This window comes from Cyanobacterium sp. Dongsha4 (assembly GCF_036345015.1).
Lineage (GTDB): Bacteria > Cyanobacteriota > Cyanobacteriia > Cyanobacteriales > Cyanobacteriaceae > PCC-10605.
In genome coordinates, this window is the sequence record NZ_CP084098.1 from 2,018,980 (window position 1) to 2,034,800 (window position 15,821).

Below are 15,821 nucleotides of genomic sequence, written 5' to 3' on the forward strand. Positions count from 1 at the left end.
AATTTAATTGGTATTTTCTATTACTTCTTGAATCGGTAAACTATCTATCAACTCAGCGACTTGTAAATATTCTTTTTCTGGTAGTGCCTGTAATGGTAGTCTTTCATAACGAGACATTAAGCCTAAATGTTCTAAGGTTGCTTTGATGGTAAGATGCCAACCAAAACGTTGTACACCATGTTCAAAAAAGGGAATCTCTATCTTATCAATAATTTCTTGGCATTTATCTTTTCTTCCTTGTTGATAACATCTCCAAAAATTAGTGGCGAAACGAGGTTCAAACACACCAATCCCATTTAACCAAGCCTGACACCCTTTTTCTGCAAAACGTAGCCATTGTCTTTTGCCACCCCCTGAAATGACGATGGCAACTCTATCTTTGATCGTATCTATTACTTGACGAGAATAGTCATCATCTTTAGCATCTTCTTTGACTGCAATAATATTAGGAATATCAGCTAGACGATCAAGTAAAGACAATGGATAATTAATCGGAGAACCTCCCAAACCATTGAGAAAAGGCATTTCATGCACCAAAATGCCTATATCAATTTTATCTGCAATGGAATTGTAATGATTATAAATTTGATCGTCAAAATAGTATTTTTCTCGGCAAATAATGGAAATTATATCAGCACCAATACTTTGGGCGTGTTGTGCAAATTCAATACTAACTTTAGTGGAACAGTGCAAAGGATCGGCTACAATCACGATATTGTTAGAGTCTAATTCTTTAACATTGTCGGTAACAAATTGATTGAGTTGTTTGATTTCATCCCAAGACAATTCACTAAAACGACTGTTGTACCCCATGACATAAAATATTCTTGCCCCACCTTGATGGATATAATTAATATATTTTTTCAATGCTTCATAATCAATTTCATCATTTTTAGGTAGAAAAGGGGTAATAATAGAAAATACTGGACCTTTGATACGATGACGAAGTTTCTCTATATTATTCATTATTTCTATCTTTTGATAATTTTCTATTTAATGTTAATTTTCCCATTATCCAACAAAAATTGAGCATAATCTAAATCATCTTGTGTATCTATGTCTATGGATGCAATTCTTGACATTACATGACCTTTAACTTTTCCTCTCCAATAGTTACGATTGACTAAAAATGATTTCCACCAAGATATATAAAATCCACCATTGGGGCGATAAATTGGAGTTTGATCTTGAGAGCGTGTATTTCCTGTCATTAATGGACAAGGTTCAAATACTGGTTTAATAAAGTTATCTTCTTCTAATGTGACACTTAATTGTGGTGGAAATTCATAAGGTGTAATACTTACTACCGAATCAATTTCTGAGGTTAAATTCTCAAATCCTGCTTGAATATCCCTTGCTTGACGAAAGGGTGCGGTTGGTAAAAGTAAAGCAATCACATCATATTTTTGTTGATATTCTTGGTTTTCTGCTATTTCACATACCAACTCTAAAACTTTTATTTTGTCTCCTGAAAGCCGCTCTGGTCTTTTATGAGGACTAATTTCATTATAATCATCAGCTAGGGCTAAAATCTCGGAATCATCAGATGAAAGTAATATCTCGTCAAAACAATTACTTTTTATAGCGGCCTCGATCGTATAACTCACAAGAGGTTTGTTGTTGAGTAACTGAATATTTTTTTTCGGTAGCCTTTTTGAACCTCCACGGGCGGGAATGATTGCTAGAGATTTAATTTGTTTTTTATTAATCATATACTAATTTTTTTTAATAACTTTAATCACTAATATTCACTAAAAGTAGTTATATTCTTTCAGATTAAGATCATAGTGTGATGATAGTTTTTTATTGCTATAGGAATAGTAGCCTAATATTTCATTCAAAATCTTTTGATGTTCTTTAGTTTGTTTGATTTTTTGTTTCGCAACATTAATGTAACAATTATTGTTTTGTAAATAATTAAAATCACTCATCAATTGCCCGTTAATGTTTGATACCTCAGTACAGGACAAAAAATAAAGAAAGGGGTTGCAATGTGGGAAGGTAGGAGGTTTGATAGAAGTTAACAAAAAATCACACAAATCCTCCTATGAATCAGGTTAACTTACTTCGGGATACTTTGAAACAACACTTACCATGGCATGGTGCAAGACTCAATTTTCTGGCATTATTCTTGATGGCACTAATTAGAGTGCGCAGATAGAGAATTTATCGGGAAACAATGGCTCACTTATCTGATGATAGAACCGCAAATACCATTTCGTCTCAGAATCAAAGCTAATCATAAAATCAGTGATGGTCGAAAAACCCTCAGTGCCAAGATAGTTTTTGCTCATCTTCAAAAAGGAGAGCAGATCACTCTTAGAGCAAAATGTTGGGTTTGGGGAAGAAAAGTCTGTGTCAGTGCCTTACTTTTGGATGATGGTGAGTTACTGATTATCATTAGCAATCAGAAAAATTCTCATGCCATCAGTGATTATGCTCATCGATGGGGAATTGAAACCTTATTCGGAATATTTAAAACGAAAGGTTTTAACTTGGAGTCCACTCATTTTAATCAACAAGAACGATTAAGTAAATTATTTGCCCTAATGAGTTTAGCAATGTGTTGGGCGATTTTAATGGGAGAATGGTTACATCAAAAAGTTCCCTTGAAAGTCAACAATCATGGTCGAAAAGCTCAAAGTATTTTTCGTTATGGACTGGATTATTTACGAGCTATTATCTTGAATTTAGACTTAAGATATGATCAATTTCTTGACTCTCTTCATTTTTTGTCCTGTACTTAGTAATATAGTTATTTGTTGAAAGCATCTTGTGATTTTGGCTAAACGTTCTACATTTCTCTCTAAGCACTAAGCAATATGGTCTTAATAATATTTCTGAAGAAAATAGTGCAAAGCTATATTCTTCCATACTTAATCTTAATTTTTCTTCAAGTTCATCTAAATTGCAAGACGAAGCAAATTGAAGTGTAAAAAGGAAATTTTCATTAAGTAACGGGTGTTGCTCAGGGCAAACGCATACTCAAGCAGACAAAATCTTAAGTAAATAATCGTTATCCCATCCAGCCTTAAGTCGTTTTGCCTTTTTACCTCGAGAGCAACTCTTTTCCTTATTCAACAAATTTAAAGCAATATGTCTAATAACTGCCATGTTTTCACTACCCTGACCTTTTCTGATTCGACTCTCATCCTCTCTAAACTCTACATCTAAGCACCAATGTAATTTATTCTCTATTCCCCAATGACTCCTGATTCCTTGGGCGAACTTTTCTACTCCTTGGTCTAAACTGGTTAAGTAGTACCTTCTTTCCAATGTGGCTTTTTGTCCTAATAGTTTTCTCTCTGATTCTACTATTCCGATCGTTTTTAATCCCACCCATTTTTCCCTGTCTATAAAATCTGTACCCGAATTTATTAGCCAATAACGGCGTTTTTCTATTCGACCATGATTCTTTTCTATCGTTTCATATTTTTCTTTGATAATTTCTTGATAGTTATTTTTTAATGTCCAATCAAATAATTGTTTGACATCCTCAAATAAATTACCTTGATTACCTTTGAGGCTCAGAATATAGTCTCCACCTTTCTCTATAATATTTTTGGCTATATTCTTTTGACACCCCATGGCATCAATGGTCACAATACAACCATTAAGTTCTAAAACTGCCAATAACTTGGGAATTGCCGTAATTTCATTGGATTTATCTTCCACTTTTAACTGCCCCAAAACCAAGTTATTATTACTAGCCCAAGCACTTACCATGTGAATGGCACTTTTATTTTGACTCCAATCATAAGAACTCCGTAATGTTTTACCATCAATGGCTATTATTTCTCCTTGCGTTATTTGAGCAACGTGATTAATCCAATCTAGGAAAGCTGATTGCAATTGCTTTGGACATAGACGAGCAAATAAACGAGCGATAGTATCATGAGAAGGAATACCATTGGGCAGTTCAAGAAACCTTTCGAGCCAAGATTGTTTACTTTTACCATATTCTTCAATTTCTACCCAAGAGTCGGCACCACAAATTACTGCCAGAATTGTTAATGCTACAATGTCAACTAATTTATGTTCAATTAAGTAACTGGTTCGTGGGTCTTCAATATTTTCAAAATGTTTCCACAGGTATGATTTCTCAGAAATCACGGCTATTAATTCCCTCTATAATCTTTACTATATTACTTTCTCATAAATTTTTAGTATGCGTTTGCCCTGGGGTGTTGCTGATTTTGTGGAAGTTTTTTGCCTTCTGTGCTGTAGAATGTTCCTAAATATTCTATTCTCTGACTTGATGGAAAAATTAAAGATTGCAGATATGTTGTACCAGTCTTGGGATAACCAACATGAATTATTAGCTTTTTATTCATAAAAATAAATTTATATTTACCTATTTAATGATGTAACAAGGAGTCATACAGAAAGGAAATTTCTTTATTTCCACATCTTCATTTGCAAAAAACTCATCTACGGCTTTTGTTTCTCCTGGAAATACTCCATAGTCATCAATAATCAAAATTCCTCCTTGAACTAATTTTGGATAAAGACATTCTAAAATAACTTTTGCTGGTTCATAAATGTCTGTATCTAAATTTAACAATGATATTTTTAATTCAGGATGATTTTTGACATATTCAGGAACTGTTTGTGTAATATCCCCTTCTACTAATTCAATAAATTGATCGGTTTTTTTATGCTGAAGTACTTGTTGCAGTTGTTGTTTGGATATACTATCACTACCTGCTGAATTAATAAATTTTTCTCTAATCAATTGATCATCAGCAAAATCAGTTTCAGGAAATTGATCAAAGGTATCAAAAGCAATGATTTTTTTTGAGTAGGAATTACCTGTTAAATCTCGGAATGCTGCAAAACGAGTTAGCGATGAACCTTTAAAAACTCCACATTCGACGATCGCACCGGGTAAATCAGAAACCATTTTATATAATTCCCAATGGGCAATTATTTTACTTATTCTGTTAATATTACAGGACAAATAAAAATTATTTTCATATTCAAAACTTTTAGAAAAATCTGGCAATTCAATCATATTGTTTTACTATTGAAAAGTAGTATTTTGATTTATAAAAGCCCCTCTAATTTTTCTAGGGCAGTCCAAAAACCTTCTCCTTCATTTTCATGCCCTTGCCATATTTCAGGGATAAAGGAAGCATGGGGGGCAAATTCCTCCAAATCAGAGGCTAAAGCTGAGAAGTCTATATCTCCTTGTCCTATTTGTAAACCTTCTCCATCTTCATCTTGTGCATCAGCAATATGAATGTGAGCAGTATAAGGGGCAACTTGTTTGATAAATTCTTTAAATGACCATTTCTTGGTATTACAAGCTAATTTAGAATGAGAAATATCTAAACAAATTCTATAGTGAAACTTTTGGCAAAATTCACTGATTTGCTGAGCATCTACAAATATATTATGATGCCTTTGTCCCCCAAAGTGCCAAGGAAAAGGGGGCATTGTTTGAGGTATTATTTCTACTCCATTAGTATCAACCTTTGACAGACTATCTAATAATTTATCTTGTAGTTTATCCAACTCAAATGAGGGTAAATGGGAATCAAGAGTAAAACCACCCACATTAGTAACGATCAAAGGTTTTGATGAATGACTGAAAAATAATTTCAGTTCATTAGTGATGTCTATAACTCGTTGTAACTCAAAAATGGATCGTTGGCGATAATTTTCATCTAAAGAACATAAATCAAGAGTATGATCTCCAAAAAACAGCTCAGGGCTGTGTACAATCAATTGTAAGTTTAGCTTTTGCTTAAAATACTTATCAATTGGTTCTTCCAAATCTTTATAACTTAAGTGAAACTCAAGAAAATCAGGGTTGGATTTATCTAATATTTTTTGATAATCATGATAACGCACAGGTAAACCCCAAGGACGTTTGAATTTATATTGACGAGGTTTTATTGCTTGTTCTACTAAATCACTGGGATAAAAATAATCTCCTGCTTGAAAATTTCTTTTAGCAATTTGACCGATTAAATCTTGACGACGATTAGGTTGTAAACCTCTACCGGGGCTTTTAATTTCGATCATTTCTGGTTTGATTATTTCTCCTTGTTTTAAAGAACAGTTAATAACAAGACTTTTTGCAAGAGTTACTCTATTCATCATCTCCCCTTGACTAATTCTTCTTTCACTACTGTTTCCAAGAGCTTCTTCTATTTGTTGAATAGCTTCTATCATGGTCTTAAATTCGCTTGGTAATAAACTAACTTTATGGTCATTCCCTTCCATATTGCGGTCAAGAGTGATATGTTTTTCGATAACTTTTGCTCCTTTAGCTACGGCGGCAATGGGGACGAAAAACCCCCTTTCATGACCAGAATATCCCACCAAACATTGTCCAATTTGTTTGAGATGATCTAAGTAGTTAAGATTAATGTCTTTGAAAGGGGCAGGGTAGGTAGAATTACAATGTAGCAAAATATACTGAGTACCTAAATCTTGTAGTAATTTGACTGATTCTTTTATCTCTTGTTCTGTGGACATTCCTGTAGAACAAATCAACGGTTTTCCTGTTTTGGCTATTTCTGATAGAAGTTGATGGTTTGTTAAATCGGCTGAAGCTACTTTATAAGCCTTCATTCCGTATTTTTCTAGTATTTCTAAACTTTTTAGATCCCAAGGAGTACAAAGTGGCAAAATACCTTTTTCTTGACAATAATCAAAGATTTCCAACATTTGCTGATCTGTAAGTTGAAACCTAGAAAGTAGATCAAGAGTATATTGAGAACCTAGGTTTTCCTTGGCATCATTGGCGTTACCCGCATTTTGATATAAACTAGCTATATTTCGCATTTGGAACTTGGCACAGTTCGCACCAGATGCAATAGCGGAATCAACTAATTGTTTAGCTAGTCCAAAATTGCCATTGTGATTAATCCCGATCTCAGCGATAATAAAGGTAGAAGATTTTTCATGAATATGGAAATTGTCAATACGCATACCCTCTCCATCATGGCGATGACGGGCAACGGCAACTAATCTTTTATTCTTATCAATAAGAGGAATATAAAGAACTTTGTCTAATAGCAGTTTGATTTTTTCTGGTTCATCTCCTACTGTGGCATACAGAAATTTTCTATTTATTACCTGTTTTACAGGTTGTTCTAAATTAACATTCGTTTGATTCATCAACCATCTCAATATATCCCCGTTTGTTAGCAATCCTTGCAATCGGTGATTTTCGTCTAGCACAAATATTATTCTACCTTTATGAACTTCGATTTTTTGTAAAGCATTTAGAATACTCTCCTCTTGGTAAATAATATATTGAGATAGTTCTTTTTCTATATACATAAGATGAGATTTTATTTTATTTGGTCATTTTTGAAGTCAAACTCTATTATTATTTAAGTTACTTTATTTAAAGTTAATAATAGTGGAGGTTTTTATAGAATCCGTTTGAATAAACCTATATTGGCAAGTATAAAAAAAGATTATGTTCAATTTGACTCATTCTGTTTCTTAGTTTTTATTAGACTGGTCAAAAGTTCTTCAACATTGATTTTTAATTCCGCAAAATTTTCAGGCATGATCATTAATTTTATTCTAATTTCTGCTCATCTTAATTGATAACCGTAGGCATGACGGAAAAAATGTCTAAATCCTAAATATTCCTTCAAGACTTGATACTGTTGGGGATTAATTACTGCTTTTCTCACATTAGGAATGTCTGAAGACATTTGGGTTAATAAATCTAAGTGCGATCGCTCTCCTGTGGGCAAAGAATTATCAATGTTGATAGCTATTCTGCGAAAAATCCCTTCAATGCTAGTGTAATATTGATGAAGATAAGAAGCTAAACCATTCATTTCTAACTGCGTTGGTGGTTCTTTTAAAGAAGATAAATCTTTTCGGGTTTCTTCTACAAGTCTTTGTAAAGAGAGTAATTCATCATCAATTAAGGACTTCAAAGCATCAAGAGAATTAGTATTCATAATTTTTCCCTGTAAAATTCTCGTTTTAATTTCAGGATAAGCGGTTTCTAAGGGTACTAAATCTAAATCTATTCCTTTTGGTAATAAATCACGACATAAGGAGTAAGCACGAAAAAAACTCCCTTCGGGTAATCCTTCCACAGCTAAATCAATATCAGAAAAATCATGCCAAGGAGTTTGCCCTGCTAAAGAGCCAAATAAAATTACTTTTTTTGCACTAAATTCTGTGATTAAAACTGACAATTCTGAAAATGGCTGAAAAGCTGAAAGTGTTAAGAATCAAACCGTATGCTTAAATGAAAATGCCCAAAATATTTTTCCTAAATCATGAAATTTCATCTATCTAGCATAATTCAGATTTTCTTTGTCAGATTTAATAGATTATTTCGCTCTCATAAAATTGAAGCATTTGAAGCTATTATGATTTTAGCAATCAGTCATGCCTATGGCTGTTTTAATCCTAAACAATTGGCAGATTTCTTAGGAGTTAATCATCAAAAAATATATGCAGAAATTTCTTCATGGACATTATACAAGCTCCAAAAAGTTTTAAAATTATTGATGGTCAATGTGGCAGTAGAACAGTTACAAATTATTGAAAAAAAGAGTAATTCTACACAGTCAAGGGCAAAGATAACATTTGCTGTAGATGATAGTGTTATTGACAGAGTAGGAAAGAGGTTACGCTGTACATTTACTTGGTATAGTGGACGTTGGAAAAAAGTGGTAAATGGACAAAATATATTAGGAATCATATTAACAATCAATGGAAAAGCAATACCCATTGGATTAAAATATTGCTCCAAACAGGGAAGAAAAAATACGGATAAACCAAGTATTTTAATTGCGATGTTAAAGGAAATTAAAGAAGAATGTCTCAAAGAAAATATCAATATTAGTAAATATCCTATTACTCTCGATTCTTGGTATGTATCACAACAATTAAAAGAACAATTAGATGAACTAGGATTCACCAAAATTATTATGGCTGGGAAAAGTAGTTATGTATTTGAAGGAGAAGATTTTAAAGGAAAAGGAAGTGAATGGAAAAAAAGAGTGGATTATCAAGAAAATCAATGGGGAATAGATGTGCCTTGTGTGAGAAAAAAATTATCAAATCCGACTTTTGGGGAGTTAAATTGGTTATTTTTTCAAAAAAGTAATAGTAGTTGTTATTTATTGATGGATTTAAGTAGTATATCGTTGAGAGGAGTAGAAATATGGCGGATATGGTCTGCACACAATATTATTGAACAGTTTTGGAAAATGTTAAAATCGGTACTAAAAATTGCGGAGATGAAATTAAGGAAACAGGGAATTTATATAGGATTATTAATTAAAGTAATAATGTATTTAATACTGTTATCAATGCAGTTTATGCCTAGTTTAGGTCGTTTATCATTGACGCAAATAATGAGAAAAATAGAATCAACAACTAAGCTACCTGATGTAATCAAAGAGCATTTTCAGCACGATTTTCTAGGGGTTTCAGCTATGGCATAGCTTTTCAGGGTTTTTGGAATTATCAGTTGATAATTCTGATAGCTTCTAATGCCCTTAAACTCTGATTGATAACAATTAGGGATGTTTTCATTTTGAGAATTAGGAAGAATATTGATTAATACGGGATAAACTGGCAAATTATATTTTTCCTCTGCTAAGGCAGTGTAAGCCCTCATTCTCAAAGGCATTTCTTTTTTATATTTTAATTGCAGTTCATTCAAAATCAAAAATTCCCCATTGTCAGGATTATTAACTTTTAATAGTACATCATTATCTCTACCGATCCACTGAAATTCTGAAGAGAGAAATTCCTGTACTTCAATAGTTTGATCTTGCGTAATCCAGCGTACCCAATTATTGGGTGCTAAACTGATTAATCTTTTACTACCTAAATCTGCTTTTTTTGTCATTAAGTTAAGTTTTGTAAATAAGTAATATAGTTAGTGAATCTTAGCAGAAATCATCAATTTCACCACATCTGGAGTTGTATTTTTCGCTTCCCATCTTAACTTATCCCATGCCTTTTGAGGGTTCGATCGTCCGAATGCCAAATCAGTAGGACGAAATAAACTAGAATCCGTTTGAACGTATTTTTGCCAATCTAAATGGAAGTATTCAAAGGCAAAACGAACAAAATCTTCTAAGGAATAACTTTCTCCCGTAGCAATGACATAATCATCAGGTTGATCTTGCTGTAACATTAAATACATTGCTTCCACATATTCTTCCGCCCATCCCCAATCTCGATAAATATTAATATTACCTAACCTTAAAATTTCTTGACTTCCTTGAGCAATACGACAGACACTGGCAATGATTTTTTGGGTGACAAATCGATTCGGTCTGAGGGGGGATTCATGGTTAAATAGAATACCAGAACAAGCAAATAAATTATAGGCTTCTCTGTAATTAGCTACTTGCCAAAAAGCTGCGGATTTGGCTACCGCATAAGGACTTCGAGGGCGAAAAGGAGTATTTTCATCGGCAGGAATATCCCCTGTATCACCGAAACACTCACTAGAACTAGCATTATAGATTTTGATGGGTTGATTGAGAAAACGGATTACTTCTAAAAGATTTAACGTGCCAATGGTGATACTTTCGAGGGTTTCAACGGGCATTTCAAAGGATAAACCCACAGAACTTTGTCCTGCTAAATTGTAGATTTCATCGGGTTTAACTTGGGCTATCACTTGCAAGACACTACGGAAATCCGTTAAAGTCATGGAGGTTAAATTAACTTTGTCTTTAATGCCTAAATACTCCAAGTTCCGAAAGTGGGATATTTGAGCATCTCTGGAAGTTCCCCAGACGTTGTAACCTTTTTCTAATAGTAGTTTAGCTAAATAAGCTCCGTCTTGTCCTGATATGCCACAAATTAAGGCGGTGTTCATTAGTTTCTTGAGTAACAATTAACTATCTTTTAAGTTACCCTATATTAGTGAAGGGGCGATCGAGCTTTTGGTTAAGTTTTGTTACTGGGTTCGATCGAGTTTAGGAATGGGGAGGTGCGATCGGCTTTTGGGAATGGGGAGGTGCGATCGGCTTTTGGGAATGGGGAGGTGCGATCGTGTTTTGGAATGAGTAGGTGCGATCGGGTTTTGGAATGGGGAGATGCGATCGCTGTTTGGGAATGGGGAGATGAGATCGCTGTTTGGGTAATGGGGAGATGCGATCGAGTTTTGGGGAATGGGGAGGTGCGATCGGGTTTGAGAATGGGGAGGTGCGATCGAGTTTTGGGGAATGGGGAGGTGCGATCGCTGTTTGGTAATGGGGAGGTGCGATCGGGTTTTGGGAATAGGAAGGTGCGATCGCTGTTTAGGAATGGGAAGGTGCAATCGATGTTTTGGGAATGGGGAGATGCGATCGATGTTTGGGTAATACTCACATCTTGCACTAATACATAGTAACTAGGTAAAAGGTGACAGGTAGCAGGTAGCAGGTGTCAGGTTTGATGATTTTTGATTATATTTAATATTTAAAGCAAAAATTAAGATGGTTTTGGTGGAATAGCTTAAATTTAAGTTCTTTTTCTTAACCTAAAACCTGAAACCCGAAACCTAAAAACTGACCTATTTTTAATCAGGTGCAAGATCTCAGTAATAGAGAGATGCGATTTATGTTTGGTAAGTTAACTAAATAAATCTGAATGAGTGCCTGTCCTTTCAAAAACAATTAGATCATCTTGAGGAATTAGTTTATAAATCAATAACCAATCCGGTGAGCTATGACATTCTCTACGATCAGCATAATTTCCGATTAGTTTATGATCCTTATGTTTGGCTTCCAGAATTTCTCGATTAACTAATTTTGAGATTATTTGTTTGAGTTTATCGATATTTTTCCCTCTTTTTTTCATCGTCTTTATATCTTTTTCAAAACGCTTAGTATAAGAAGGTTTCACTATTATATCCCCAGTTGCTCAAACATATTCTCTAAATTGTCACAGTGGATCAATTCCTCCCCCTGATCCGTTTTTTCTAGTGTTTTTTGAGTTATCTGATTGGGAATTTTGACTTCAAAAGGTAATCCTTGCTGTAGTTCAACTTGCTTATAAAAAAGATTGATTGCCTCTGTCGTACTCAATCCTAACTTTTGAAAAATATGTTCTACTTTAATCTTCAATTCAGGTTCAATTCTAGCTCTTACAGTTGCAGTTTTAGTCATAACTTAAACATTTAATTTTCATCCATTATCATAGCCCATTTTGGCTACACTTGGTGACTATAAAGTTTTACTCAGATGATAATAGAGCGGGTGCTTACTGCGTAGCTGATCCCTTCGGGATAAACCCGTCAAGAACTTTTTTGAGCTAAAGTACAGTTATAAGTGTTTTAGTGTAGCTGAATTTAATATGGTTATTACCGTCGAATCCATTACTTAATCGTCTTTGAGTTTAGAAGAATTTTTACAACTCCCCGAAACCAAACCCTATAGCGAATATATTGATGGAAAAATACAACAGAAGCCCATGCCTCAAGGACACCATAGCGTTTTACAAGGTCGTTTAGTTACCGCCATAAATGAAAACGTTTTAGCAACAAAAATTGCTTGTGATTTACCTGATTTACGATGTACTTTTGGGGGGTGATCGATCGTACCAGATATATCGGTTTTTAGTTGGCAACGGATTCCTAAAGATGAAAGGGGAAGAATCGCTAATCGTTTTGAAACTCATCCCGACTGGGTGATTGAAATTTTATCCCCTGAACAATCTGCTAATAAAGTGATGAGAAAAATTATGTTTTGTTTGAATCAAGGAACACAATTAGGGTGGTTAATTGATCCTGAAGATGAATCAGTAATGATATTAAAGCCTAACCAATTTCCTGAGATAAAAGTGGAAAAGGAAATCTTGCCTGTTTTGGATGAGATTAAAGATTTACAATTATCAGTAGAGGAAATGTTTAATTGGTTGGCTATTTAGCTGGTACTCCCCATACTTGACAATTATCTTCTACATCTTTGATAACTAAAGCTCCAGCGCCCACCAGACTATTTTTCCCAATCTTAATATTTTGAATAATGGTTGCTCCTGTACCAATATGGGTGCGATCGCCGATGGAAACTCCACCCGAAATAGTTACTCCAGGCGCAATATGAACATGATCTCCAATTTGACAATCATGATCAATAGAGGTTTTTGTATTAATGATTGTATTAACTCCTATCGTACAACTAGGTTGAATAATTACACCTGCCATTATCTGTGCGCCTTCGCCAAGTTTCACATCCTGAGCAATGATAGAAGAAGGATGAATAATGGTTAAAAAAGAATAATTTAATTGTTTAAAATGAGCCAAAATTTTGCTTCTTAAATCTGTATTTTTAGTAGAGCCGATCGCATTTACTAATCTAATTTCAGAGGGTGAATATTGTAAAACAGATTCATCATTCCCAATAAAATTAACCCCTAAAACATCTTGACTGTAATTTTGATAATTAGGATCAACAATGCCAATAATTTCTCGTTTTTGTAAGAGGAGAATATTAATTAAAACTTTAGCATGACCACCACCACCTAAAATAATTATGGGAAGATTCATAATTTAATTTAATTTTAGCAATTGAATAATTGACTAATGATAATGTCAATTTCGGGAAATGCCAAAGAATTAATTATGGGTTTCTGCCATGTTATTTTAACTGCATAATCTCCATTTTCTGGCTGACGAAAAACTATTAATTCTTGCTCCATTAAATTTATAATCCAATACTGCGGTATTTGAGCTTGAGCATAAATATTTTTTTTAATAGATAAATCTTTATTTAAACTGCTATTGGCAATTTCGATTAACCAAAAAATGTCATCTGGATAAGGATGGTGTTCATTATATTTTGATTCAGGTAATTTAACAATTGCAATATCTGGTTCTGGTTCAGAATTTGATAAAGTGATAGGACCATTAAACCTAACATCAGCTTTTCCCTTTAAAATATTGAGAGTATCAATTAAGTAATGTTATGATATAGACTGATCCTATCATCATTAATTAACCATGTCTCATCAATGCCCTCGATGTCATAATACTAAAATCATCAAAAACGGTTTTGCTCGTGGTCAACAAAGGTTTAAATGTAAGCACTGTAACTATCAGTTCACCACTGATAAGATTGATCGAGGTAAACCTATGTGGATGAAACTAGAAACAGCAATTCTGTATTGCAGTGGAATGTCTATGAATTCGATCGCAAAGCTTCTCAATGTTTCTGCTCAGACTATTTTAAATTGGATTAGAGCTTTGGCACTAGAAAATTATGAAAAGCCTGAACCCTGCGAAGCGGTGGTTGTGGAACTAGATGAACTTTGGCATTTTATAGAGTCAAAAAAAACAAGTTATGGATCTGGAAAGCTTATGACCGTAATACTAACAGACTTATCGACTGGGAATTGGGAAAGCGTGATAGTGAAACCCTCAAAAAACTTTTAATTAGATTACTAAAATGGGATGTAACAGTCTACTGTACTGATGATTGGAAACCGTACCAAGAGTTATTATCTAAACATCCAGATGCGTATCATGTGATGACAAAAAGCGAAACTATAGCCATAGAAAGAAATAATTCCGATAATCGTCATTGGTTTGCTCGCTTTCATAGAAAAACAAAAGTAGTATCAAAATCAATAGAAATGGTGGATTTAACAATGGGACTATTTGCAAAATTTAGAGTAAATGGAACGATCGATTCGTTAATAAATCAAAGACTAACATTACTTAGTTGAAGCTCTCAAAAAATTTTATGGTTTTATCCTCTCATCTTGACCATAATGTTTATTTGCTATTTTACCTAGATATTCCCAATAAAATAACGGTGAAATACCATAACCAGGACGTTTAGAAGTTAAATTATCTTCTGTCAAAATTTCCCCTTGTTGAATATCTTGATTTGCTACTAAACTTTTACGCGCTACTTTTCTATTTTTTAACTCCACAGAAGCAGGTTTTTTTAAACTATCACCTAAAGCTGATTCCACTTCCCTAATGGATTTTATCATCTCTTTTAACTCTGATGGTTCTAAAGAGGCTTGATGATCTGGTCCGGGGAGGGTGCGATCGATGGTAAAATGTTTTTCGATTACTGTTGCACCCCTTGCCACTGCCGCAATGGGAATACTAATTCCTAAAGTGTGATCAGAGTAACCAACAGGTAAATTAAATGCTGATTTTAAAGTATCCATTGCCTTAAGATTCACTTGGTTGAAAGGAGTTGGATATTCGGTGACACAGTGTAATAAAGTGACATTTTGTTGTAATTTTGCTTGTCCTTCTTCACTCAAATAGACAGATTGAAAGTTAGAAATACTGGGTTTTTCTTGAATATTTAGATAACCAAAAGCTAATACTCCTAAAGCAGTTTCAATTTCTCCTAGTAAACTCATTCCCGTAGATAAAATAACAGGTTTTTGGGTTTGAGCAATTTTTAGTAAAAAAGGTGCATTAGTTATTTCACCAGAAGGAATTTTTATCAGAGGTAAATCAAAGGTTTTTGTTAATAATTCTAAACTATCAACATCGAAAGGAGTTGATAAAAACTGAATATTTTTTGACTGACAATAGTTAATTAATTCATAATGAGCATTGGTATCTAATTCTAATTTTTTTACCATTTCTAACTGAGATTCATTATCTCCAGTATTAGTAATTTGATATTCAGCTTTAGGGGCTGTTTTACTAATAATTAGATCAGCTTTAAAGGTTTGGAATTTAACAGCATCAGCTTGGGCTTCACTAGCAATATCAATTAACTGTTTTGCCAGTTTTAATGAGCCGTTATGATTAACTCCTGCTTCGGCAATGATATAACATTTAGACATTGGTAAAATTAAGTAATGATGAATATTTGTTATGGAGTTTTTGTCTCTTGGCAATTAGTAATAAT

At 33.7% G+C, this 15,821-nt stretch carries 16 protein-coding genes and 2 pseudogenes; 5 read left to right on the plus strand and 13 right to left on the minus strand.

Annotated elements, in window-relative coordinates:
• Positions 1-3 precede the first annotated feature (3 nt).
• Together Dongsha4_RS08670 and Dongsha4_RS08675 are read right to left on the minus strand one after the other, a co-directional pair.
• Positions 4-966, minus strand: coding sequence for a dihydrodipicolinate synthase family protein (locus Dongsha4_RS08670; protein ID WP_330205268.1), 963 nt, complete (start codon positions 964-966; stop codon positions 4-6).
• A 23-nt stretch (positions 967-989) separates the two neighbouring features.
• Positions 990-1,712: an acylneuraminate cytidylyltransferase family protein gene (locus tag Dongsha4_RS08675; protein WP_330205269.1), complete on the minus strand. Its 723-nt coding sequence runs from the start codon at positions 1,710-1,712 to the stop codon at positions 990-992.
• A 438-nt stretch (positions 1,713-2,150) separates the two neighbouring features.
• Here Dongsha4_RS08675 and Dongsha4_RS08680 point away from each other — a divergent pair.
• Positions 2,151-2,747 (plus strand): annotated as a pseudogene (locus Dongsha4_RS08680) (IS4 family transposase); the annotation flags it as partial.
• Between the two features lie 238 nt (positions 2,748-2,985).
• Here Dongsha4_RS08680 and Dongsha4_RS08685 read toward each other — a convergent pair.
• From Dongsha4_RS08685 to Dongsha4_RS08700, 4 genes are all read right to left on the minus strand, one after another.
• Positions 2,986-4,113, minus strand: a complete 1,128-nt coding sequence (locus Dongsha4_RS08685) for an ISAs1 family transposase (protein WP_330205270.1) — start codon at positions 4,111-4,113, stop codon at positions 2,986-2,988.
• A gap of 241 nt (positions 4,114-4,354) precedes the next feature.
• The gene (locus tag Dongsha4_RS08690) at positions 4,355-5,014 is read right to left on the minus strand and encodes a TylF/MycF/NovP-related O-methyltransferase (protein WP_330205271.1); all 660 of its coding nucleotides are present in this window, start codon (positions 5,012-5,014) and stop codon (positions 4,355-4,357) included.
• Between the two features lie 32 nt (positions 5,015-5,046).
• Positions 5,047-7,296 carry an N-acetylneuraminate synthase family protein gene (locus Dongsha4_RS08695; protein ID WP_330205272.1) on the minus strand — a complete coding sequence of 750 codons (2,250 nt, stop codon included), beginning with the start codon at positions 7,294-7,296 and terminating at the stop codon, positions 5,047-5,049.
• A 263-nt stretch (positions 7,297-7,559) separates the two neighbouring features.
• Positions 7,560-8,180, minus strand: coding sequence for a nucleotidyltransferase domain-containing protein (locus Dongsha4_RS08700; RefSeq protein ID WP_330205273.1), 621 nt, complete (start codon positions 8,178-8,180; stop codon positions 7,560-7,562).
• Positions 8,181-8,264: 84 nt separating this feature from the next.
• On the opposite strand from Dongsha4_RS08700, the gene Dongsha4_RS08705 reads away from it, so the two are divergent.
• Entirely contained in the window at positions 8,265-9,440 is a 1,176-nt protein-coding gene (locus Dongsha4_RS08705; protein WP_330205103.1) for a hypothetical protein, read from the plus strand.
• On the opposite strand, the gene Dongsha4_RS08710 is transcribed toward Dongsha4_RS08705, so the two are convergent.
• On the minus strand, positions 9,404-9,850 hold the full coding sequence (locus tag Dongsha4_RS08710) for a hypothetical protein (protein ID WP_330205274.1): 447 nt from the start codon (positions 9,848-9,850) through the stop codon (positions 9,404-9,406). The two genes, Dongsha4_RS08705 and Dongsha4_RS08710, sit on opposite strands and share 37 nt — an antisense overlap.
• A 30-nt stretch (positions 9,851-9,880) precedes the next feature.
• Entirely contained in the window at positions 9,881-10,834 is a 954-nt protein-coding gene (locus tag Dongsha4_RS08715) for a GDP-mannose 4,6-dehydratase (RefSeq protein ID WP_330205275.1), read from the minus strand.
• Between the two features lie 78 nt (positions 10,835-10,912).
• On the opposite strand from Dongsha4_RS08715, the gene Dongsha4_RS08720 reads away from it, so the two are divergent.
• On the plus strand, positions 10,913-11,347 hold the full coding sequence (locus Dongsha4_RS08720; RefSeq protein ID WP_330205276.1) for a hypothetical protein: 435 nt from the start codon (positions 10,913-10,915) through the stop codon (positions 11,345-11,347).
• Between the two features lie 224 nt (positions 11,348-11,571).
• Here Dongsha4_RS08720 and Dongsha4_RS08725 read toward each other — a convergent pair whose 3' ends face one another.
• Positions 11,572-11,844 carry a type II toxin-antitoxin system YafQ family toxin gene (locus Dongsha4_RS08725; protein ID WP_330205277.1) on the minus strand — a complete coding sequence of 91 codons (273 nt, stop codon included), beginning with the start codon at positions 11,842-11,844 and terminating at the stop codon, positions 11,572-11,574.
• Positions 11,845-11,846: 2 nt separating this feature from the next.
• Entirely contained in the window at positions 11,847-12,107 is a 261-nt protein-coding gene (locus tag Dongsha4_RS08730; RefSeq protein WP_330205278.1) for a type II toxin-antitoxin system RelB/DinJ family antitoxin, read from the minus strand.
• A gap of 223 nt (positions 12,108-12,330) precedes the next feature.
• Here Dongsha4_RS08730 and Dongsha4_RS08735 point away from each other — a divergent pair.
• Positions 12,331-12,867 (plus strand): annotated as a pseudogene (locus tag Dongsha4_RS08735) (Uma2 family endonuclease).
• Here Dongsha4_RS08735 and Dongsha4_RS08740 read toward each other — a convergent pair.
• Both Dongsha4_RS08740 and Dongsha4_RS08745 read right to left on the minus strand, forming a co-directional pair.
• Positions 12,860-13,486, minus strand: a complete 627-nt coding sequence (locus tag Dongsha4_RS08740; protein WP_330205279.1) for an acetyltransferase — start codon at positions 13,484-13,486, stop codon at positions 12,860-12,862. The pseudogene Dongsha4_RS08735 and the gene Dongsha4_RS08740 overlap by 8 nt on opposite strands.
• Before the next feature lie 14 nt (positions 13,487-13,500).
• On the minus strand, positions 13,501-13,893 hold the full coding sequence (locus Dongsha4_RS08745; protein ID WP_330205410.1) for a Uma2 family endonuclease: 393 nt from the start codon (positions 13,891-13,893) through the stop codon (positions 13,501-13,503).
• 46 nt (positions 13,894-13,939) lie between these two features.
• Between Dongsha4_RS08745 and Dongsha4_RS08750 the strand changes: the two genes are divergently transcribed.
• A protein-coding gene (locus tag Dongsha4_RS08750; RefSeq protein WP_330202302.1) for an IS1 family transposase occupies positions 13,940-14,664 on the plus strand; the annotation gives its coding sequence in 2 pieces (ribosomal slippage) (positions 13,940-14,264 and positions 14,264-14,664; 726 coding nt in all).
• A gap of 15 nt (positions 14,665-14,679) precedes the next feature.
• On the opposite strand, the gene neuB is transcribed toward Dongsha4_RS08750, so the two are convergent.
• On the minus strand, positions 14,680-15,756 hold the full coding sequence (gene neuB / locus Dongsha4_RS08755) for an N-acetylneuraminate synthase (protein WP_330205280.1): 1,077 nt from the start codon (positions 15,754-15,756) through the stop codon (positions 14,680-14,682).
• Positions 15,757-15,821: the final 65 nt, after the last annotated feature.